Source organism: Polynucleobacter victoriensis, from assembly GCF_900187875.1.
Classification (GTDB): Bacteria; Pseudomonadota; Gammaproteobacteria; order Burkholderiales; family Burkholderiaceae; genus Polynucleobacter; species Polynucleobacter victoriensis.
Genome location: NZ_FYEX01000001.1, coordinates 1,141,015 through 1,161,457 on the forward strand (window position 1 = coordinate 1,141,015; position 20,443 = coordinate 1,161,457).

The 20,443-nt window shown below is 43.3% G+C and carries 17 protein-coding genes; 7 read left to right on the top strand and 10 right to left on the bottom strand.

Annotation, left to right across the window (positions count from 1 at the left end; genetic code table 11):
* Positions 1 to 40: 40 nt before the first annotated feature.
* The gene (gene glnE / locus CFR83_RS05930; RefSeq protein WP_088813215.1) at positions 41 to 2,839 is read left to right on the top strand and encodes a bifunctional [glutamate--ammonia ligase]-adenylyl-L-tyrosine phosphorylase/[glutamate--ammonia-ligase] adenylyltransferase; all 2,799 of its coding nucleotides are present in this window, start codon (positions 41 to 43) and stop codon (positions 2,837 to 2,839) included.
* Here the strand turns inward: glnE and recN are convergent.
* Positions 2,825 to 4,492: a DNA repair protein RecN gene (recN, locus tag CFR83_RS05935; RefSeq protein ID WP_088813064.1), complete on the bottom strand. Its 1,668-nt coding sequence runs from the start codon at positions 4,490 to 4,492 to the stop codon at positions 2,825 to 2,827. The two genes, glnE and recN, sit on opposite strands and share 15 nt — an antisense overlap.
* A gap of 2 nt (positions 4,493 to 4,494) precedes the next feature.
* A complete protein-coding gene (locus CFR83_RS05940; RefSeq protein WP_088813065.1) occupies positions 4,495 to 5,397 on the bottom strand; it encodes an NAD kinase in 903 nt (300 codons plus the stop codon).
* 43 nt (positions 5,398 to 5,440) lie between these two features.
* Between CFR83_RS05940 and hrcA the strand changes: the two genes are divergently transcribed.
* From hrcA to dnaJ, 5 genes are all read left to right on the top strand, one after another.
* Positions 5,441 to 6,466, top strand: coding sequence for a heat-inducible transcriptional repressor HrcA (hrcA, locus tag CFR83_RS05945; RefSeq protein WP_423808380.1), 1,026 nt, complete (start codon positions 5,441 to 5,443; stop codon positions 6,464 to 6,466).
* A 10-nt stretch (positions 6,467 to 6,476) separates the two neighbouring features.
* Positions 6,477 to 7,568 carry a ferrochelatase gene (gene hemH, locus CFR83_RS05950; protein WP_088813067.1) on the top strand — a complete coding sequence of 364 codons (1,092 nt, stop codon included), beginning with the start codon at positions 6,477 to 6,479 and terminating at the stop codon, positions 7,566 to 7,568.
* 69 nt (positions 7,569 to 7,637) lie between these two features.
* Positions 7,638 to 8,198 carry a nucleotide exchange factor GrpE gene (grpE, locus tag CFR83_RS05955; protein WP_088813068.1) on the top strand — a complete coding sequence of 187 codons (561 nt, stop codon included), beginning with the start codon at positions 7,638 to 7,640 and terminating at the stop codon, positions 8,196 to 8,198.
* 65 nt (positions 8,199 to 8,263) lie between these two features.
* Entirely contained in the window at positions 8,264 to 10,186 is a 1,923-nt protein-coding gene (dnaK, locus tag CFR83_RS05960; protein ID WP_088813069.1) for a molecular chaperone DnaK, read from the top strand.
* 9 nt (positions 10,187 to 10,195) lie between these two features.
* Entirely contained in the window at positions 10,196 to 11,332 is a 1,137-nt protein-coding gene (dnaJ, locus tag CFR83_RS05965) for a molecular chaperone DnaJ (protein WP_088813070.1), read from the top strand.
* Positions 11,333 to 11,347: 15 nt separating this feature from the next.
* On the opposite strand, the gene panB is transcribed toward dnaJ, so the two are convergent.
* The 6 genes from panB to CFR83_RS05995 are packed head-to-tail and all read right to left on the bottom strand — an operon-like array spanning position 11,348 to position 16,580.
* A complete protein-coding gene (gene panB, locus CFR83_RS05970) occupies positions 11,348 to 12,175 on the bottom strand; it encodes a 3-methyl-2-oxobutanoate hydroxymethyltransferase (protein ID WP_088813071.1) in 828 nt (275 codons plus the stop codon).
* 15 nt (positions 12,176 to 12,190) lie between these two features.
* Entirely contained in the window at positions 12,191 to 12,694 is a 504-nt protein-coding gene (gene folK / locus CFR83_RS05975) for a 2-amino-4-hydroxy-6-hydroxymethyldihydropteridine diphosphokinase (RefSeq protein ID WP_088813072.1), read from the bottom strand.
* A gap of 39 nt (positions 12,695 to 12,733) precedes the next feature.
* Entirely contained in the window at positions 12,734 to 14,131 is a 1,398-nt protein-coding gene (gene pcnB / locus CFR83_RS05980) for a polynucleotide adenylyltransferase PcnB (RefSeq protein WP_088813073.1), read from the bottom strand.
* Positions 14,128 to 14,808, bottom strand: coding sequence for a histidinol-phosphatase (locus tag CFR83_RS05985; RefSeq protein ID WP_088813074.1), 681 nt, complete (start codon positions 14,806 to 14,808; stop codon positions 14,128 to 14,130). Before CFR83_RS05985 ends, pcnB begins: the two co-directional genes overlap by 4 nt.
* Before the next feature lie 15 nt (positions 14,809 to 14,823).
* Entirely contained in the window at positions 14,824 to 15,582 is a 759-nt protein-coding gene (gene hda / locus CFR83_RS05990) for a DnaA regulatory inactivator Hda (protein ID WP_088813075.1), read from the bottom strand.
* Between the two features lie 2 nt (positions 15,583 to 15,584).
* Positions 15,585 to 16,580 (bottom strand): AI-2E family transporter, encoded by a 996-nt coding sequence (locus tag CFR83_RS05995; protein WP_088813076.1) that lies wholly within the window; start codon positions 16,578 to 16,580, stop codon positions 15,585 to 15,587.
* Between the two features lie 58 nt (positions 16,581 to 16,638).
* Between CFR83_RS05995 and purM the strand changes: the two genes are divergently transcribed.
* Entirely contained in the window at positions 16,639 to 17,691 is a 1,053-nt protein-coding gene (purM, locus tag CFR83_RS06000) for a phosphoribosylformylglycinamidine cyclo-ligase (protein ID WP_088813077.1), read from the top strand.
* Positions 17,692 to 17,696: 5 nt separating this feature from the next.
* Here the strand turns inward: purM and miaA are convergent, their stop codons facing one another.
* Both miaA and mutL read right to left on the bottom strand, forming a co-directional pair.
* On the bottom strand, positions 17,697 to 18,668 hold the full coding sequence (gene miaA / locus CFR83_RS06005) for a tRNA (adenosine(37)-N6)-dimethylallyltransferase MiaA (RefSeq protein WP_088813078.1): 972 nt from the start codon (positions 18,666 to 18,668) through the stop codon (positions 17,697 to 17,699).
* Positions 18,669 to 18,674: 6 nt separating this feature from the next.
* A complete protein-coding gene (gene mutL / locus CFR83_RS06010; protein WP_088813079.1) occupies positions 18,675 to 20,438 on the bottom strand; it encodes a DNA mismatch repair endonuclease MutL in 1,764 nt (587 codons plus the stop codon).
* Between the last annotated feature and the right edge of the window lie 5 nt (positions 20,439 to 20,443).

Genomic DNA, 20,443 nt, shown 5'->3' on the forward strand with positions numbered 1-20,443 from the left:
CTGTAGCCGAGAAGGTATTGATAGCGATAACATGATACCTATGACGATTAATGATTCCCGACTTTCGGTTCTTCACCAGCATTCTGCTTATGCAAGCCGTTGGTTGGCTGCTCAACCGCAGTGGGCAGAGGATCTGATAGGTGGAATAAATACCCCTATTAACTCGCTTGTTATTGAAAAACTGCTTGAGCCCGCTAGCCAAGTTCTGAGCCAAGAACCTATCAATTTAGAGGTTTTGGGTGCTCAATTAAGGGTTTCGCGGCAGAAATTGATGCTTTTGTTGGCCTTAAGGGATTTGAGTGGGTTTGCCGATGTTTTTGAAGTGACTGAGGCTATGAGTTACTTTGCAGAAAAAGCAATTGCGATAGGCATTAGTGCCTTACACAAGGATATGTATCCCTTGGTAGGTCAGCCGCAGTCCAAAGATGGGCAGTTTTTACCGTTGATTGTTGTTGGTATGGGCAAGTTGGGTGGAAAAGAGTTAAACGTCTCATCTGATATTGATTTGGTTTTTTTGTATGAAGAGGATGGGGATACTCAAGGCGGAGTAAAAAGTATTTCTCATCATGAGTGGTATGCCCGATTGGGTAAGAAATTGATTGCTCTTTTGAGTGAACTCAAGTCTGAAGGATTTGTTTTTAGGGTTGATATGCGCTTGCGACCCAATGGTGATTCAGGACCATTGGTGTGTAGCCTAGGAATGCTCGAAGAGTATTTCAGTGTTCAAGGTCGTGAGTGGGAGCGTTATGCGTGGATTAAGGGGCGGATGATTTATCCGACAGAGCTTGATTTAGCTCATGCAACATCGCTAAAAGGCCTCCAGGATCTAGTGAGACCTTTTGTATATAGGCGCTATTTGGATTTTGGCGTGATAGCTGCGATTAGAGAACTGCATGCCCAAATTCAGCAAGAGGCAGAAAAAAGAAGCATTGCGCACCCTGAGAGGGCTGCAGACATAAAACTAGGGCGCGGTGGCATCAGGGAGATTGAGTTTATGGCGCAAATGTTTCAGCTAGTGCGCGGTGGTCAAGATCCAGGCTTAAGAATCAAGCCAACTTTAGAGGTTTTAAAGGCAGTGCATGAGCGAAATTACATCAGTGAGTCTGATCTTGTGCAATTGACAGATGCTTACCTTTATTTGAGGAAGTTAGAACATCGTTTGCAGTATTGGGAAGATGCTCAAACTCACCACTTACCAGGTGATGATGCATCACAAGGAAGAATTGCTCTATCAATGGGTCATCAAAATCTAGATGAGTTTAGAAAAGTACTATCTTCGCATCGAGCCAATGTGGCTAATTTATTTGAGAACGCATTTGTATTAAAGCAGCAGGGCGTAGAAGCTGAGTCTAGTGATGAGGCTTCGACTATTTGGTCGCCATCAACTGACTATGTAGAGTTGTCTGAGAGGTGGGCTGCATGGGTAGGCAGCGCTCGCCAGAGATCTTTGTCTGATACTGCGCGCAGAAGATTTATCCAGTTAATGGCTCAATCTTCAGAGCATGTTCGTATACAAGGTTGGGCACTAGAGCAGGCGGATCGTGTGATGGTGCGCATGATGAACCTGCTGGACTCAATTTCTAGACGCGCATCTTATTTAGCGTTGTTAGTTGAGTATCCAAATATTTTAGGTAGATTAATTGATTTAATGGCCGCATCAAAATGGGGTGCTGACTATTTAATCAAACACCCACACTTACTAGATGATTTATTGAATGGTTTTGGTCAATATTCGCCAGAAGATCACCCTAATGTTTACTGGACAAAGTTACGGTCTCAAATAAACGTTTTGTTAGACGATGCTGCACAGCATGGTGACCAAGCTGAGTTGGCCATGGACATTCTTAGGCAAACACATCACACCGAGACATTTTTAACTTTATTGGCTGAATTAGGTATTGGTAGAGACAAGCCCTTACCAATTGAGAAGGTTAGTGATCGTTTGTCAGCTTTAGCAGATTTGATATTGGGAATTACTCTGGAAAGAGTTTGGCCAATCGTTGCGAATAAGTATGGTTTAAATCCAAATACTCCACCAGCTTTTGCTGTCATTGCCTACGGTAAGTTAGGTGGCAAAGAGTTGGGATATGCCTCTGATTTAGACATTGTGTTTTTATACGACGCACCAGATTCTGACCAAGGTGCTTCTGAGCGATACGCCATGTTTGCCAGAAGATTAATTGCATGGCTCACTGCATCAACCTCGGCTGGAGTTCTTTTTGAAATTGATACGCGCTTAAGACCAAATGGTGCAGCAGGTTTGCTAGTCACGAGCATAGATGCATTTAAACGCTATCAATTGCGAGAGGGGGATAACTCTGCATGGCTTTGGGAACATCAAGCTTTAACTCGCGCACGTTTTTGCGCTGGTGATGTGATGATTGGGCAAAAGTTTGAGGAGATCCGCTCCGAGGTTCTTGCGCAACCAAGAGATGAACAACTTTTAAAGCAAGAAATTCTCTCTATGCGCAAAAAAGTGAGTGATGGCCATCCGAATGATTCTGGAATGTTTGATATCAAGCATGATTCTGGAGGCATGGTTGATATTGAATTCATTGTGCAATATTTGGTACTTCGTTTTAGTGCTGAGCATCGTAAGTTAGTGGGCAACTGGGGCAACATTGCTTTATTGGGTTACGCAGCAGAAGAGAAGTTAATTCCTGAGGGCTTAGCTCAATCTGTGGCAAATGCGTACCGACTTTATCGTGAGTATCAACATCGAATACGTTTAGATGGCGCTGATAAAACTCGTATACACCCAGATCTCATGGATTCATCTTTGCAAGACGCTAGGATGGCAGTAACAACACTATGGCAAAAGGTTTTACTGACCCAGTAACTCTCTTGCGTGACGTCTAGTTGTGTCGGTGATCTCTGTGCCACCAAGCATGCGCGCAATCTCCTCAACACGTTCTTGGCGATTGAGGCTTGTGATGGAAGATGTGGTGGAGTTGTCCGAACTTTGTTTTTCAACTTTCCAATGTTGGTGACCTTGTGCAGCAACTTGCGCTAAATGAGTAACGCATAACACTTGGTGGGCCTGACCAAGTTCTTTGAGGCGCTTACCAACAGTCTCAGCAACAGCGCCGCCAATGCCTGAATCAACCTCGTCAAAAATCAAAGTTGGTATTTGACTGGCTTCTGAAGTGATCACGCTGATAGCTAGGCTAATGCGCGCTAGTTCACCGCCTGATGCTACTTTTGATAATGGTTTTGGAGAAACGCCAGGATGACCTGCTACTAAAAATTCAATATTTTCTAGGCCATAAGCGTTACCTTCAGCTAATGGCTCAATACCGATGACAAATTGACCACCTGCCATAGATAGATCTTGCATGGCTTCAGTTACGAGCTTTTCTAATATCTTCGCAGCTTTGTTTCTATTTTGGCTCAATGACTTTGCTGCTTTGTTGTATTCGGCTTGGGTGGTAAGAAGATTCTTTTCAAGGGCTGCTAAGTCTTGAGAGTCCTTAATGGCATTAACCTTTTCTTTGATATCAAGCCAAATAGTTGGTAATTCTTCGGGCGTTACCTTGAATTTTTTTGCTGCGCTATGTAACGCTTTTAGGCGCTCTTCGACTTCGGCTAGCCTGTCTGGATCAACGTCAATCTTTTGTAGGTAACGATTAAGGCTGTGCGTTGCTTCGCTGATTTGTATTTGAGCTGACTCTAATGAAATTTTTGCGTCTTCAAGATGGCTATCAAGTTTTGCTAAATCTTCGATTTCTGTAAAAGCTTTTCCCAAAAGCTCTTCAGCATTGCCTTCTTGCTCGCTTAGCATTGCTAGAGCATTTTGTGACCCTTCAATCAACTTAGCAGCATTGGCTAGTCGTGAATACTCAACATCAATTTCAGCCCATTCACCTGCTTTGGGCGCAAGTTGATCTAGTTCTTCAAGTTGCCAAGACAGACGTTCTTGTTCTTTTTGCAGGCTCTCACCAGCACTTTTCGCAAGTTCTAATTGTTTTTTGGCAGCTTGCCACTCTTGATATAGACCTTTAACGGTTAGCACTTGCTCTTGCAGTTGAGCTTGATGATCAAGAAGGTCTCGTTGCGCCCCCGTTTTTAGTAGCAATTGATGGGCGTGTTGACCATGAATGTCGACTAAATGATTGCCTAATTCTTTTGTTTGATTAAGGGTGGCTATGCTGCCATTGATGAATGCACGGCTTCGTCCAGATGAGTCAATAATTCTTTTGAGAATCAGAGTAGAGCCATCGTCTTCTATATTGAAACCTTGTTCATCTAGCCAGTTTGAAATGAACTCTTTTAATGAGCCATCCAAAGAGAAAAGTGCTGAAATTTCAGCTTTATTTTTTCCTTCTCTGATTTGGCTAGGATCTGCTCTTTCACCAAGAACTAGTGATAGTGCATCTAATAGGATGGACTTACCTGCACCAGTTTCACCTGTTAAGACTGTGAAGCCATGGTCTAAATCTAAATCAAGTTCGTCAACAATGACGAAGTCACGAATATTTAGGCTGCGCAGCATATTTAAAACGATGATGGATATTCATTCCAGTGAAGCTTTTGTCGAAGAGCTTTGTAATCGCTATGATCAACTGGATGAAGAAGTGTGACTGTTTTGTTTGAGCGACAAATTTTTATTTGATCGCCTATCTGGAGTTGGGTTAAAGATTGCATGTCAAAGTTCACGCTGACATCTTTGCCACCAATCAGTTCTATGACAATCGTTGCATCATTGGGCAAAACAATGGGGCGGTTAGATAGGGCATGCGGTGCAATTGGAGCTAGTACCACACCAGCTACTGATGGATGAAGGATTGGACCGCCTGCGGACATCGAATAGGCGGTGGAGCCTGTGGGCGTTGCCACAATTAATCCATCTGAACGTTGGTTGTACATGAATTGATTATTAACGTGCACAGTTAACTCAAGCATTCCAGAAATTCCAGAGCGATTAACCACCACATCATTAAGGGCCAATCCTGAGCCAATGACTTGTTTATTGCGTAACACCTCTGCTTCTAATAAATATCTGACGTCTGATTCGAAATGACCTTTGATCATTTCAGTTAAGACTAGTTCGACGTCTTGAAGTGGTATGTCAGTCATGTAGCCTAAGGTGCCCATATTGATACCAATTAATGGAACATTTTGGCCTGCAATCTGTCGTGCAATCCCAAGCATCGTTCCGTCTCCACCCAAAACGACTACTAAGTCGATATTTGCGTGGAACTCGCTAGAAGGAATACTCGGAATTTGAGAAATCGTAGTATTGGAGGCAGTTTCTGCCTCCAAAAAAACCTCGCAACCCAGATTTTTTAGGATATTTGCAAGGTTTAAGAGCATGTGCGCGAAGCCTTCGGCTTGGTATTTGCCTACCAAGGCGATTTTTTTAAAATGCTTTGCCGATTTTGTCTTAAGATTTGACATGTTGTTGATTAAACCATAGCCCTAATAGCCCTACAATTAATAAATAATGGATGAACGTTCAAAAAGCCTCTTAAAAACACTGATTGAGCACTACATTGCCGACGGGCAACCAGTTGGCTCTAGGGCTTTATCAAAGTTTTCCGGACTTGATTTATCGGCTGCGACTATCCGTAACGTCATGGCTGATTTGGAGGATATGGGGTTTGTGGCTAGTCCTCATACTTCGGCTGGGCGTATTCCGACTCCAAAAGGTTATCGACTGTTTGTAGACACCATGCTCACCGTGCAGCCGATTGAGGAGGTGGTGGCTCACGAAGCACAGGATGCCATTCAGGCTGATGCCCCGCAGCGTGTTGTTACTGCTGCTGCCCAAGTTTTATCTAATTTGTCTAATTTTGCTGGGATTGTTTTAACTCCAAGACGCTCAGAAGTATTTAAGCAAATTGAATTTTTGCGCTTATCAGAAAAGAGGGTCTTGCTGATATTGGTAACCCCAGACGGTGACGTACAAAATAGAATCATTTTGACTGAGCGCGATTACAGCTCCTCTGAGCTGGTAGAGGCAAGCAATTATTTAAATAGTCAATTTGCTGGGTTAAGTTTTTATGCCGTCAAAGAACGTTTAATGCAAGAGCTTGAGGGCTTACGTTCAGGCATTGCCTCATTGATGGAGGCTGCACTGAAAGCCAGTTCTGAAAATATGACCGCTGATTCTGGGGTGGTGATTTCTGGTGAAAGACGTTTATTGAATGTTGGTGATTTATCTTCTGATATGCATAAGCTAAAGCAGCTTTTTGGAATGTTTGAAGAGAAAACTAGCTTATTGCAATTGTTGGATGTGTCTTCTCAAGCAGATGGTGTGCAAGTGTTTATTGGTGGTGAGAGTGCTTTGGTTCCAATGGATGATATGGCGGTGATTACTGCCCCATACAGTGTTGATGGTCTAGTGGTTGGCACCTTGGGTGTGATTGGTCCAACTCGTATGGCATATGAACGCGTCATACCTATTGTTGATATCACGGCTAAACTACTTTCTAGTGCTTTAAGTAGCGGTATTCATAATAAGTGAGGGATTTTTAATGGCTATAGCTCGTCAAGCTTTGCGCACAGCAGTTCTGTTGGTTAATTTGGGAACTCCTGATGCCCCTACTGCCGCAGCTGTAAAGCCATATTTAAAGCAATTCTTATCTGACCCACGAGTTGTTGAGATTCCTAAATTAATTTGGTGGTGCATCCTTAATTTAATTATTCTGCCGATTCGTTCTGGTGCCTCCGCAAAAAAATACGCCAGCATTTGGTTAAATGGACCTGATGGTGGCTCACCTTTATTGGTTTACTCAAAAAAACAATCTCAAGCTCTAGAGCAAAAATTCTTAGCCCAAGGCAAAGATGTTTTGGTGGATCTTGCTATGCGCTATGGCAACCCAAGTTTGGAGTCGGTACTAGATCGTTTGCAAAAAGCAGGGATGGAACGATTGTTGGTCTTACCTTTATATCCGCAATACTCAGCCACAACTACTGCATCAACATTTGATGAGATTTTTAGAATCATTAGCAAATGGCGTAATCAGCCAGAGTTGAGATTGGTTAAGCATTATCACGATCATCCTGAGTACATTAATGCACTCAAAGAACAGGTTGAGTCATATTGGCAAACAAATGGGCGCCCTGATTTTGCAGGTGGGGACAAATTATTATTTTCTTTTCATGGTGTGCCTAAGCGCACCTTGGATAAAGGTGATCCATACCATTGCGAATGTCACAAGACAGGACGTTTACTACGTGAGGCATTAGGTTTGACCTCAGAACAAGCCATGGTGACCTTTCAGTCACGTTTTGGTAAGGCGGAGTGGTTAAAGCCATACACCGCCCCAACTGTTAAATCTCTTGGTGAAAAGAAAACAAAGCGTTTAGACATTTTTTGCCCAGGATTTCCGGCGGACTGTTTGGAAACGCTTGAAGAAATTGCGATGGAAGTGCGTGATGACTTTTTGACTGCAGGTGGTGGTGAATATCACTACATTTCTTGTTTAAATACCAATCCAGCCTGGATATCTGGCTTAGCAGAGATTGCTGCTGATCATCTTGCTGGGTGGCCTCAGTTGCCAGAGTCACCAGAGGCATTGGCATTGAGTATTCAGCGAGCGACGGAATTGGCTGCAAAAAAATAATTTAGAACAAGGGCTTGAAACCCCTTGTTTTGTCCCTATATGAGCACTTATTGAACAAATAAGTGACTTATGACCCAAGATAATAATCAAGAAAAAACTCAAGAAATCAATGAGTTAGATAAATCTGCAGAGCAGGCTCCTGCAGCAGATGCCGCCCAAGAGCCAGCAGCACCTCTGACCCCAGAGGAAAAAATTACTGCTCTGGAAGCTCAAATCCAAGAGCACCAAGATCAGTTTTTGCGTGCTAAGGCAGAAGTTGAAAATGCTCGCAGGCGTTCGATGGAAGAAGTAGCAAAGGCTCATAAATTCGCAATTGAGGGTTTTGCTGAGAACTTATTGCCTGTGTTGGATAGTCTTAATGCTGCTTTGACAGATAGCGGCTCTGACTCAGCCAAGATGAAAGAGGGTATTGAGTTAACTCTCAAGCAATTAATTTCTGCGCTGGAAAAAGGGCGTGTGATTGAAATTAATCCGATTGGAGAAAAGTTTGATCCACACCGTCACCAGGCTATTGCTATGGTGCCCCATGAGCAAGAGGCTAATACGGTTGTGACTGTATTGCAAAAAGGTTATTTGATTGCAGATCGTGTTTTAAGACCTGCATTAGTAACGGTTAGTCAGCCCAAGTAGTTAGGGCTTGAAATAACCGAATGAATCCCCAAATTAAAGATATAAACAATTATTAGGAGTTAAGCATGGCAAAGATTATTGGTATTGACTTAGGTACAACAAACTCATGTGTGTCAGTTTTAGAGGGCAATACGCCAAAAGTAATTGAAAACGCAGAAGGTGCGCGCACAACCCCATCCATCATCGCTTACATGGAAGATGGTGAGATTTTGGTGGGTGCGCCTGCTAAGCGCCAATCTGTGACTAATCCTCGCAACACTTTGTATGCTGTAAAGCGTTTGATTGGTCGTAAATTTGAAGAAAAAGAAGTTCAAAAAGATATTGATTTGATGCCTTACACCATCGCAAAAGCCGATAACGGTGATGCATGGGTGGAAGTGCGTGGTAAAAAAATGGCCCCCCCACAAATTTCTGCAGAAGTTCTTCGCAAAATGAAGAAGACAGCTGAAGACTATTTGGGCGAGGAAGTGACTGAGGCAGTGATTACTGTTCCTGCTTACTTTAATGACAGTCAACGTCAAGCAACTAAAGATGCAGGCCGTATTGCTGGTTTAGATGTGAAGCGCATCATTAACGAACCAACCGCTGCTGCTTTAGCCTTTGGTTTGGATAAGCAAGAAAAGGGCGACCGCAAGATTGCTGTGTATGACTTGGGTGGTGGTACTTTTGACGTATCAATCATTGAAATTGCAGACGTTGATGGTGAAAAGCAATTTGAAGTATTGTCAACCAACGGTGACACATTCTTAGGTGGTGAAGACTTCGACCAACGCATCATTGATTACATCATTGATGAGTTCAAAAAAGAGCAAGGTGTTGATCTTTCAAAAGATGTTTTGGCTTTGCAGCGTCTAAAGGAAGCGGCTGAAAAGGCAAAGATTGAGTTGTCATCTAGCCAACAGTCAGATATCAATTTGCCATACATCACAGCCGATGCATCAGGCCCTAAGCACTTGAACATCAAGATGACTCGCGCAAAGTTAGAGTCATTAGTTGATGACTTGATTAGTCGCACAATTGATCCATGCCGCACAGCTATTAAGGATGCGGGTGTATCTGTTGGCGATATTCATGATGTGATTTTGGTTGGCGGTATGACTCGTATGCCTAAAGTGCAAGAAAAGGTAAAAGAGTTCTTTGGTCAAGAGCCACGTAAAGATGTGAACCCAGACGAAGCAGTAGCAGTTGGTGCGGCAATTCAGGGTGCGGTGTTGTCTGGTGATCGTACAGACGTATTGTTGTTAGACGTAACACCTTTGTCATTAGGTATTGAGACATTGGGCGGCGTGATGACAAAGATGATTACTAAGAACACCACGATTCCAACAAAACATGCTCAAGTTTTCTCTACAGCAGAAGATAACCAGCCTGCGGTAACGATCAAGGTTTATCAAGGTGAGCGTGAAATGGCTGCTGCTAATAAAGTGTTGGGTGAGTTCAATTTGGAAGGTATTGCACCAGCAGCACGTGGCACCCCACAAATTGAAGTTTCATTCGATATTGATGCTAACGGTATTTTGCATGTGGGCGCAAAAGACAAAGCAACTGGTAAAGAAAACAAAATCACTATTAAGGCTAACTCAGGTTTATCTGAGGAAGAGATCCAACGCATGGTTAAGGATGCGGAAGTTAATGCTGAAGAAGATCGCAAATTACGTGAGTTAGTTGACGCACGCAATACAGCAGAAGCTTTGTGTCATTCAACTAAGAAAGCTTTGGAAGAGCATGGCGCATCTTTAGAAGCTGGTGAAAAAGAGAAGATTGAAGCTGCAATTAAAGATTTGGAAGAGGCTACAAAAGGCACTGACAAAGAAGTAATCGCTGCTAAGACTGAAGAGTTAGGTAAAGTTAGTCAAAAATTAGGCGAGAAAGTTTATGCTGCGATGGCTGAAAAAAATCAAGCAGCACAAGCTGGCGGTGATAATGCTAAGCCTAAAGACGACAATGTCGTTGATGCTGATTTCAAGGAAGTAAACGACAAGAAGTAAGGAATAGTTTTGGCTAACAAGCGCGACTTTTATGACATTCTGGGGGTAGCTCGGAATGCCACTGACGATGAGATTAAAAAAGCTTATCGGAAGTTGGCAATGAAATACCACCCAGACCGTAATCCTGATAGCAAAGAAGCTGAGGGTAAATTCAAAGAAGCCAAAGAGGCTTATGAGATGCTATCTGACCCTCAGAAGCGCGCTGCCTATGATCAATATGGTCATGCTGGAGTCGACCCCAATATGGGCGGCTTTGGTGGTGGCGGTCAAGGTTTTGGCAGTTTTTCTGATGCTTTTGGCGATATCTTCGGAGATATTTTTGGTGGCGGCGGTGCTCGCGGTGGCCGTGGCGGTCCACAGGTTTATCGTGGTGCTGATTTACGCTACAGTATGGAGATCACGCTTGAAGAAGCTGCGCATGGTCACGAAACACAAATTCGTGTTCCTAGTTGGTCCAACTGCGATAGTTGTGGTGGCGATGGTGCAGAGCCTGGCTCAAAAGTTGAAACTTGTACGACCTGTCATGGTGCTGGTCAAGTTAGAGTTGCGCAGGGCTTTTTCTCTATGCAGCAAACTTGCCCGCGTTGCAGTGGCTCTGGTAAATACATTCCTAAGCCTTGCAAAAAATGTCATGGCGCAGGAAAAATTAAATCTCAAAAAACTCTAGAAGTAAAAATTCCAGCTGGCATTGATGACGGCATGAGAATTCGTTCTTCTGGTAATGGCGAGCCTGGTGTTAATGGTGGTCCAAGTGGTGATTTGTATGTAGAAGTTCACATTAAAGAGCACCCAGTGTTCCAGCGTGAAGGGGAAGACTTGCATTGCGAAATGCCGATTTCATTTATTGACGCAGCTTTAGGTGGTGAAATTGAAGTTCCTACTTTGTCTGGTAAGGCAAGCTTTGATGTGCCAGAGGGAACTCAAAGTGGTCGAGTATTTAGATTAAGGTCAAAAGGTATCAAGAGTTTGAGGACTGCTTTGCCTGGTGATTTATATATTCATGTTCAGGTTGAGACGCCAGTGAAACTCAATGAGACTCAAAAAGATCTTTTAAGAAAGTTTGATGAGAGTCTTAAGTCTGGTGGGTCTAAGCACAGCCCTCAACAAAAAGGTTGGTTAGACCGAGTAAAAGATTTTTTTAATTAATTTTTTACTAAATCATCAAGACTTAAAGCAATGTTCAGGACCGGGAAATTTCCCGGTTTTGACTTCTTGGATATAGCTTTTAAAAGCGCCCTCTATCGACTCTTGTCCCAACAAAAAGTTTTTAACAAACTTAGGACTTCTGCCTGGGAACGCTCCTAGCATGTCATGCATGACCAATACTTGACCAGAGCAATCTGGGCCGGCGCCAATGCCAATAGTTGGCAGTTTGATCGATGCTGTAGCTTTTTTGCCAAGTTCTGAAGGAATTGCTTCTAGTACTAAAAGTTGTGCGCCAGCTTTTTCAAGCGTTTGTGCATCCTTCACTAATATTTCTGCTGCTTCAGCAGATTTTCCTTGGACTTTGAATCCGCCTAAAGTGTGAACTGATTGAGGTAGTAGGCCTAAGTGCGCACATACTGGGACACTTCTTTCAACTAAAAATCGTACCGTTTCGGCAAGCCATGAGCCGCCCTCTAGTTTGACCATGTGCGCGCCTGCTCTCATGAGTGAGGCAGCATTTTCCATCGCTTGTTCAGGAGTTGAGTAGGTGCCAAATGGCATATCAGCAACTAGAAAAGCTGATTGATTACCTTTGGCTACGCAGCTAACGTGATAAACCATTTGTTCAATGGTGACTGGAATCGTGCTTGTTTGTCCTTGGATGATGTTGCCTAGTGAGTCGCCAACCAAAATCACATCAATCCCTGACTGATCCATGAGATTGGCAAAGCTTGCATCGTAGGCTGTTAGAACGGCAATCTTTTCACCTGCCTCACGCATTGCTTGCAGTTTTGAAATGGTGATTGGCGCTCGATTAGCAGCAGCTTCTTGTAGGTAACTCATAATTTTTTGCAGTCTTTAAATATGTTGACTAGGGCAGTTGCAGCCTTTGACCTTTTCAATGCGTTGGTGTTCAACATTAGGAATATATTTCGTTAATTTACCAAATCCTGGTAGATCAATGTCTGGAGCGATCTCTAAGAGTGGGAGTAATACGAATGATCTCTCAATCATACGTGGATGTGGGATGGTTAGTCGATCATTACTAATAGACACATTGTCGTAGGCTAGTACATCAAGATCGATAGTTCTAGGTGCGTTGATATAAGGTCTTTCGCGACCAAAAGTGTTCTCTACTTTTTGACAAATGGCTAACAAGTCTTCTGGGGGTAATTCTGTCTCAAGGGAGATTACAGCGTTGATGAAGTCGGGGCCTTCTGCATCTACGGGGGCACTTTGGTACATACAACTGCGTGTGAGTACCCTTAGCTCAGGATTTTGAGCTAAACAAACTATGGCATCTTTGATGAGTTGTTTCGTATCACCAATATTGCCACCAAGACCAATAAAGGCCAGTGCCATGAAACTCCCTTTTCAATATAACCGTACTTTATCTTTTTTTTAATTATTTTGCTCGGCAGGACTAGATTTTGCCACGCGTGATCGATTTCTTCTGCGACGCTTTTTTGCAGGATTACTGCTGACCTCTTGGTTTTCTGATTTTGCTTGCAGCATGAGGTCTGCTCTTAGGTTTTCATCACCTTGCCAGAAGTCAGTCCACCATTGGCCAATTTCTGCATCAGCTTGCCCTGTTTCGCAACGCAACAAAAGAAAATCGTAGCCAGCTTTAAATTTCGGACTTTCAATGAGGCGATATGGGTAGCGACCAACTCGTTTTTCTAGGCGGGGTTGCATCGCCCAGATTTCACGCATATCTGCTTCATGACGGCGTTGCATACCTAAGAAAGCTTTTTGTTGATTGAATATTTCATCAATGGCAGCGTGAAGTGCTGGGATGCTTGGCATACCGTTGCTCTCAAAATTAGCCCAAGCTTCTTGAACGTCATGCCAAAGTAATGTGGCAAATAAGAAGCCACCAGACACTGGTTTGCCAGCTTTGATGCGTGCATCAGTGTTTTCAAGTGACTTTTTGACAAATAGTGTGCGATCTTCATCTGACAATATGGCTTCAATCAGGGGCAAAATTTTGTGATGTAGACCAACTTTCTGCAAGCCTTCAATTGAAGCCCATGCATGCCCTGACATTAGTAATTTTAGAATTTCGTCAAACAGTCTTGAGCTAGGTACGTCCTGAATTAAATCACCTAAAATTTCAATGGGTTTGAGAGTATTTTCTTCAATTAAAAATCCTGTTTTGGCCGCGAATCGAATCGCCCTTAACATTCTCACCGGATCTTCTCTGTAGCGCTGACTAGGCTCTCCGATCATGCGAATAATCTTTGCCTGAATATCTTGCATGCCAGAGTGGTAATCCAAAACTGTCTCGGTTTGTGGATCGTAGTACATGGCATTAATTGAAAAGTCTCTGCGGGTGGCGTCTTCGGCTTGGCTGCCCCAAACGTTGTCACGCAAAATACGACCATTAGCTGCTACATGAGCATCATCTGCTTGCACATGCGCTCTAAATGTTGACACCTCAATAATTTCTGGACGCTCTTTGCCATAAAAAGTCACATGAACAATTTGAAAGCGTCGGCCAATTAATCTTGAGCGGCGAAAGAGTTTTTGAACTTGCTCGGGCGTAGCATTGGTTGCCACATCAAAATCTTTGGGGGCAATGCCTAAAAGCAAATCCCTGACTGCGCCACCCACGATATAAGCCTCGTAGCCAGCTTCTTGTAATACATGAGTCACTTTTACAGCATTTTTTGACAGCAACTCAGGGTCGATGTGGTGTGAGCGCTTGATGATTTTTTTGGGACTCAGTGTGTGCCCATGCTTCAAACCTTTTTGCTTAGGAGATTTGCTAAGGATTCTGTCTATAAAACGACGAATCATGCGAACAACTCCAAAATTGGCCAGTTATTTTCAATCGCCTTAGAGCGAAGTGATTGATCTGGATTGGTGGGGATTGGCTGAGTTACTTTTTCCATGAGGGGTAAATCATTAATGGAGTCAGAGTAAAAGTAACTTTTTTCCAATGATGACCAAGATAATTTTTCTGAAGATAGCCAGCTTTCAACCCTGGTTACCTTACCTTCTCTAAAGTTGGGTGTGCCAGCAACTTTTCCAGAAAAATTGCCAGTATTTGGATCACCCAATACCTCTGGTTCTGTAGCAATCAGGTGTTTGATCCCAAATGCTTGAACAATAGGTCGAGTTACAAAACTGTTGGTAGCAGTTACAACGCAGCAAACATCATTTTGATCCTGATGTTTTTTAACTAAATCAAAAGCGCTTGAACGAAGATTTGGTTTGATCACTTCGTGCATGAACTGTGCATGCCATTCATTCAGTTGAGAGCGTGAGTGTTCTGAGAGTGGTTTTAGGGCGAAAGCCAAAAAAGCATAAATATCAAGGCGACCTGCTTTGTAGTCTGCATAAAAGCGTTCATTTTCAGCCGCGTAGTAGTTGGCATCTACAACACCAATTTTGACTAAAAAGCGGCCCCATTCATGATCGCTATCAATCGGCAGAAGGGTGTGGTCTAAATCGAATAAGGCAAGTTGTGTCATTGCTTGTCATTATGCTCAATTTTTTTGAGCGAGCATTTCTTTTACTAATGGAAGAGTGATGGCTCTTTTGGTTTCTAACGAGTAGGCATCAAGGGCTTCCAACAAAGACATAAGACTTGGCATGTCTCTATGAAAGTGCCTTAGTAGCCATGGGGCTACTTCTGTTGATAAATTTAAACCTCTGGCTAAGGCAGCTTGTTGAAGGGCTTGCAACTTTTCGCCGTCAGATAAAGCATGCATCTGAAATACAAGCCCCCAGGCTAAGCGAGTTCTGAGATCTTCTCTTAACTGTAAATTGGCTGGTGGTAATAGACTTGTTGTAATGAGTGCTTGCTTAGTTGATTCTTTAATCAAATTATGTAATCTGAATAGGGCACCTTGCGAGAATTCATCTAAATGATCAATATCATCAACGCAAAGAATGACTGAAGAGTTTGATTGGTCTTCTACGCTTTTACCGGCGATACGCCAATCATCTGGGGTGCTGTCTTGATTGAGTAAAAATGCATCAATACCTTGCTCAATACCTTTTAAATACATTGCTTGAAGTATGTGTGTTCTGCCTGAGCCACTAACTCCCCATGCATGAATCATCCTCATATCAACTCGCAGAGGGTCTGTGGAGTGATCAGTTTGTAGCCAAGAGTTTTGCAGGCTTTTGAGAATCGCGCTTAAATTCTCATTACCTGTGGCAATGAAATTATCTAAGCTAGGCTTGGGTATATGGCCTAGATCAAGAGCAATTTGGCGAGGTAGAGGTGGTAGATTTGTCACAGTTAATCGTTATTTTTATACCAAGCGCTATCCTGGTAGGCTTGCATCGCATGCTTGCAAAGCACCAGAATAATGGCACTCATTGGCAACGCTAACAAAATACCAAAAAATCCAAACCAACTGCCAAATAAAATTAAAGCAAACACAACCAATACTGGATGTAAGCCAATTTTTTCTCCAACCAATTTAGGTGTCAAAAATAAGCTCTCAATTGCTTGGCCTGCTATGTAGAGTGCCAAAACTGCTAAAAGGCTGCCGCCTGTTTCTGCCTGGAGTAATCCTGAGAGTAGGGCGAGTATCAATGCCACACCATAACCAATGTACGGAATAAAAATGGCGATGCCAGTGAATAATCCCAACGCAAGGGCGCCTGTAATTCCGAGTAAATAAAGTCCTACGGAGTAATAAATAGACAGTATGGTGATGACCAATAACTGGCCTCTTAGATACTGCGATAGTAGTTGATCAATCTCAACAAGGATTTGTTTTACAAGAGGTAACCAACGGGGAGGAATAAGAGGATTTAATTTTTTAAAGAACTCATCCCATTGGCCAACTAGGTAAAACACGATAAAAACTATCAGTACTAATCCAAATAGACTGCCCAGAATGCTTTGACCTGAGCTTAGGATGGTTGATAGGCTGGAGCTGATTATGGCGTCTGCATTATTTGAGAGCTGCTCGCTAATCCGGCTTTGAATGATTTCTTGAATCTTTTTGAGATCAAAGTTAATTGCTAGATTATCTAGCCATGGTTGTAATGACCTTTGGGTAAGATCTAGCCAAATTGGTAATTGTTGGCGTAAAGCCGGCAATTCTTGCTGTAAAACGCTTATAAATAAAAGAATTAAGCCCAAAATACCCAAAAAGCCGATTAGAACCGTTAATGCTGCAGATAACGTTTTGCCGGCTCTTAGGGCTAGAAAGCAGGTAAATACTGGCCTTAAGACATAAGCCAGGATAAAAGCTGCCAAGAAAGTTGTTAATAAAGAGGCCATAGGTTTAGCGTATCCACTAGAATTCTAGGATTCTACTGATTCAAATACATTTATAGCTATGTCTGATCAAAATTCTTCTAAATCTCAAGGCCTTTCATACCGCGACGCGGGTGTCGATATGGAGGCTGGTGATGCCTTAGTTGAGCGCATTAAGCCGATGGCCAAAAAGACGATGCGCGATGGCGTATTGGCCGGTATTGGCGGTTTTGGAGCTTTATTTGAGGTGCCTAAGCGCTATAAAGAGCCTGTATTGGTTTCTGGTACTGATGGCGTTGGTACAAAGCTTAAGTTAGCTTTTGACTGGAATCGTCATGACACGGTGGGCCAAGATTTGGTTGCTATGAGTGTGAACGACATTTTGGTTCAAGGTGCCGAGCCATTATTTTTCTTAGATTATTTCGCTTGTGGAAAATTATCTGTGGATACTGCCGCAACAGTGGTGGGCGGTATTGCTAAGGGCTGTGAATTGGCAGGCTGTGCATTGATTGGTGGTGAAACAGCTGAAATGCCAGGTATGTACCCAGAGGGTGAGTATGACCTCGCTGGTTTTGCTGTGGGTGCTGTTGAAAAATCAACCATGATTGATGGCTCAACAATTGCACCAGGCGACGTCATTTTAGGTTTGGCTTCAAGTGGTGCTCATTCGAATGGTTATTCTTTGATTCGTAAAATCATTGATCGTGCTGGCGCAAAAGCCACGGATGATTTTCATGGTCAAAGCATGAGTGATGTGGTGATGGCTCCAACACGTATTTATGTCAAATCAATGTTGGCTTTGATGGCTAAGATGACTGTTAAAGGCATGGCGCACATTACAGGCGGTGGCTTGGTAGAAAACGTACCTCGTGTCTTGCCAGAAAACACTCAGGCAGTGTTGCATCGCGACGCTTGGCAATTGCCGAAATTATTCCAATGGCTACAAAAAGAAGGTGGCGTTGAGGATGCAGAGATGCACCGCGTATTTAACTGTGGTGTTGGCATGGTGGTGATTGTTAATGCTGCTGATGCTGCTACTGCCAAAGCTCAGTTAGAGTCAACCGGCGAAACTGTTTATCAGTTGGGCGAGATTGTTGCCAGACCAGCTGGTGCCCACCAAACAATCGTTATTTAAGTTACTTAAATGAGTTGATAGTGAGCAAGGCACACTTGCTCACATCGATGCAGGTCTGCCTCGTTCAGGGGATCAAATACTTCTCTGTCAGAAATTCCACGCAACCAAGTTAACTGTCGTTTGGCTAATTGACGGGTAGCTGCAATTGCTTGGTCTTTAAATTCTTCAAAATTAATTTTTCCATCTAAAAAATCCCATCCTTGGCGATAACCAACTGCTCTCATAGAGGGCAAATCTGGATGAAGTAGGGGATTCTTATGCAACACTTTCATCTCTTCTAGAAAGCCTTGCTCAATCATGATGTCAAAGCGTTTTGCAATGCGCTCATGTAATACAGATCTATCTGATGGTTCAATGGAAATTAAGCGTAAGTTAAGTGGTATGTCGCCATCACCTCTACCAGAGTCTTTGGGTTGCTCGTTTAGCCATTCAGACATTGGTTTGCCACTTTGTAGGTAGATTTCTAAGGCTCTTTGTACACGCTGAGCATCATTTTTTTCTAGCCTTGCAGCGCTAGCTGGGTCTACCTTAGCTAATTGATCATGAATTGCAGCCCAACCAAGTTCTTTGGCTTGCTCTTCAATTTGAGCTCTAATTTCAGGTGATGCTGCTGGCATCTCAGATAAGCCATGTGCTAAGGCGCGCCAGTAGAGCATGGTGCCGCCAACAATCAACGGGATATTATTTCTGCCTTGGATTTCTTTGACCCACTGCTTGGCATCTTTAGCAAATTTAGCTGCAGAGTAGGGTGCTTCTGGTTCAGCGATATTGATGCAGTGATGAACGACCTCTGCCATTTCGCTGGCGCTAGGTTTTGCAGTGCCAATATCCATGCCTCTGTAAACCAACGCTGAATCCATACTAATAATTTCAACGGTTCTGCCAAGTTTTTTGGCTTGCCTGGCAACTTGCATGGCCATTGCGCTTTTACCACTTGCTGTGGGACCCACAATCGAGATAACGGCTTTCTCAGACATGTGTATTTATCGACCGCGCAAAAATAATTTATCCAAATCCTGGATTGTTAATTGCACCCAAGTTGGTCTGCCATGGTTGCACTGATCTGCCCTTTGGGTTTGTTCCATTTGACGTAACAGTGCATCCATTTCTGTAAGCGTGAGCAATCGATGTGCTCTAACTGCTGCGTGACATGCCTGAGTAGCTAAACGTTCGTGCTGAGCCGCATCTAGGACTGCTTTAGAGCCAGTCAGGTCTAAATCGTTCAGTAGATTTCTCAATAGCATCACGGGGTCAGATTTTTGCAACAAGGTTGGAATTGTTCTAATTGCCAATTGAGTGGGAGACAGTGTTGCTAGATCAAAACCGAGTTGAGCAAGCGTTTGGCGGTGCTCTTCGGCCTTACCTATCTCAAGTTCTGTGGCATGCATCACAACTGGTACTAGCAATTGTTGTATTTTGATACCCGTAGATAAGTCTTCTTTTAACTTTTCATATAAGACACGCTCATGAGCAGCGTGCATATCAATCAATACAAGCCCATGCTTATTTTGAGCCAAGATATAGATGCCATGAATTTGAGCCAGGGCATGCCCTAGGGGTAGTTCTGAATCTTGGGGAGATGTATCTACAGATGTATTGGGATTGATCTGAGTAAATAGTCGATCAATATCATGTTTGCTGTTTTGATTAAGAGGTAAGAATTGATTGCCTGCTTGACCAACCCATGCTGGTGGACTGCTAATACTAGTAAAAGCATGAGGCGCAAACTCAGTGCTCTCATGTATGCGCTCACCACCACCTGTGCTTAAAGCATTTTGTATCGCTTTATAAACAAACTGGTGAACCGCGCCACCCTCCCTAAAGCGAACTTCAGTTTTAGCAGGGTGTACGTTGACATCGACAAGTTGCGGATCAATTTCCAGAGATAGCACAACCATGGGCTGTCGATCGCCATGTAACACATCTTGGTACGCGCTACGAATAGCGTGCTGAATCACCTTGTCTCTGATAAATCGACCATTAACAAAACTGTATTGTTGATCTGCTCTAGCTCTGCTGGCAGTTGGTTTGCTGATGAAGCCTCGTAAAGACAAAACGCCAGAAGTACTTTCTAGAGCGATTCTGGATTCGTGGAATTCTTGCCCTAAGATGGCATCCACTCTTTGCTCAATATTGCCCGCTGACCAACGCTCAATCACTTTGCCGTTATGCCAAATAGCAAAACCAATATCTGGTCTAGATAAAGCAATACGTCTCACCACATCAAGGCAATGACCTAGCTCTGTAGTTGCACTTTTTAAGAATTTTCTTCTGGCGGGTGTATTGAAATATAAATCTTGAACGTCGATGGTAGTACCAACACTGCCCGATGATGGGCTCACATCACCAACAGTTTCGCCGCCATTAACTTGAATCTGCCAAGCGTGATCATCTTCTGCGGTGCGTGTGGTGATGGAAAGTCTGGAAACCGAAGCAATCGAGGCTAGTGCTTCACCACGAAATCCTAAAGATGCAACTGATTCAAGATCGCTCAGAGACTTAATTTTGCTCGTGGCATGGCGTAAAACGGCCAAATGTAATTGTTGATGCGCAATTCCAAAGCCATCATCCTGAATAGAAATTCTTTGGCAGCCACCTTCTTCTAGTCGAATAGTGATTGCCTGAGCGCCTGCATCAATCGCATTTTCTAAAACTTCTTTAACTACTGAGGCTGGGCGTTCAACAACTTCACCGGCTGCAATTTGGCTAATGAGGGTATCAGGAAGGGCGGCAATCACCGGTCTCATAAAAA

Excerpts from the sequence above, each read along its gene's own strand:
- glnE (WP_088813215.1), top strand. The coding sequence starts at position 41 with ATGACGATTAATGATTCCCGACTTTCGGTTCTTCACCAGCATTCTGCT.
- recN (WP_088813064.1), bottom strand. The coding sequence starts at position 4,492 with ATGCTGCGCAGCCTAAATATTCGTGACTTCGTCATTGTTGACGAACTT.
- CFR83_RS05940 (WP_088813065.1), bottom strand. The coding sequence starts at position 5,397 with ATGTCAAATCTTAAGACAAAATCGGCAAAGCATTTTAAAAAAATCGCC.
- hemH (WP_088813067.1), top strand. The coding sequence starts at position 6,477 with ATGGCTATAGCTCGTCAAGCTTTGCGCACAGCAGTTCTGTTGGTTAAT.
- grpE (WP_088813068.1), top strand. The coding sequence starts at position 7,638 with ATGACCCAAGATAATAATCAAGAAAAAACTCAAGAAATCAATGAGTTA.
- dnaK (WP_088813069.1), top strand. The coding sequence starts at position 8,264 with ATGGCAAAGATTATTGGTATTGACTTAGGTACAACAAACTCATGTGTG.
- panB (WP_088813071.1), bottom strand. The coding sequence starts at position 12,175 with ATGAGTTACCTACAAGAAGCTGCTGCTAATCGAGCGCCAATCACCATT.
- folK (WP_088813072.1), bottom strand. The coding sequence starts at position 12,694 with ATGGCACTGGCCTTTATTGGTCTTGGTGGCAATATTGGTGATACGAAA.
- pcnB (WP_088813073.1), bottom strand. The coding sequence starts at position 14,131 with ATGATTCGTCGTTTTATAGACAGAATCCTTAGCAAATCTCCTAAGCAA.
- CFR83_RS05985 (WP_088813074.1), bottom strand. The coding sequence starts at position 14,808 with ATGACACAACTTGCCTTATTCGATTTAGACCACACCCTTCTGCCGATT.
- CFR83_RS05995 (WP_088813076.1), bottom strand. The coding sequence starts at position 16,580 with ATGGCCTCTTTATTAACAACTTTCTTGGCAGCTTTTATCCTGGCTTAT.
- purM (WP_088813077.1), top strand. The coding sequence starts at position 16,639 with ATGTCTGATCAAAATTCTTCTAAATCTCAAGGCCTTTCATACCGCGAC.
- miaA (WP_088813078.1), bottom strand. The coding sequence starts at position 18,668 with ATGTCTGAGAAAGCCGTTATCTCGATTGTGGGTCCCACAGCAAGTGGT.
- mutL (WP_088813079.1), bottom strand. The coding sequence starts at position 20,438 with ATGAGACCGGTGATTGCCGCCCTTCCTGATACCCTCATTAGCCAAATT.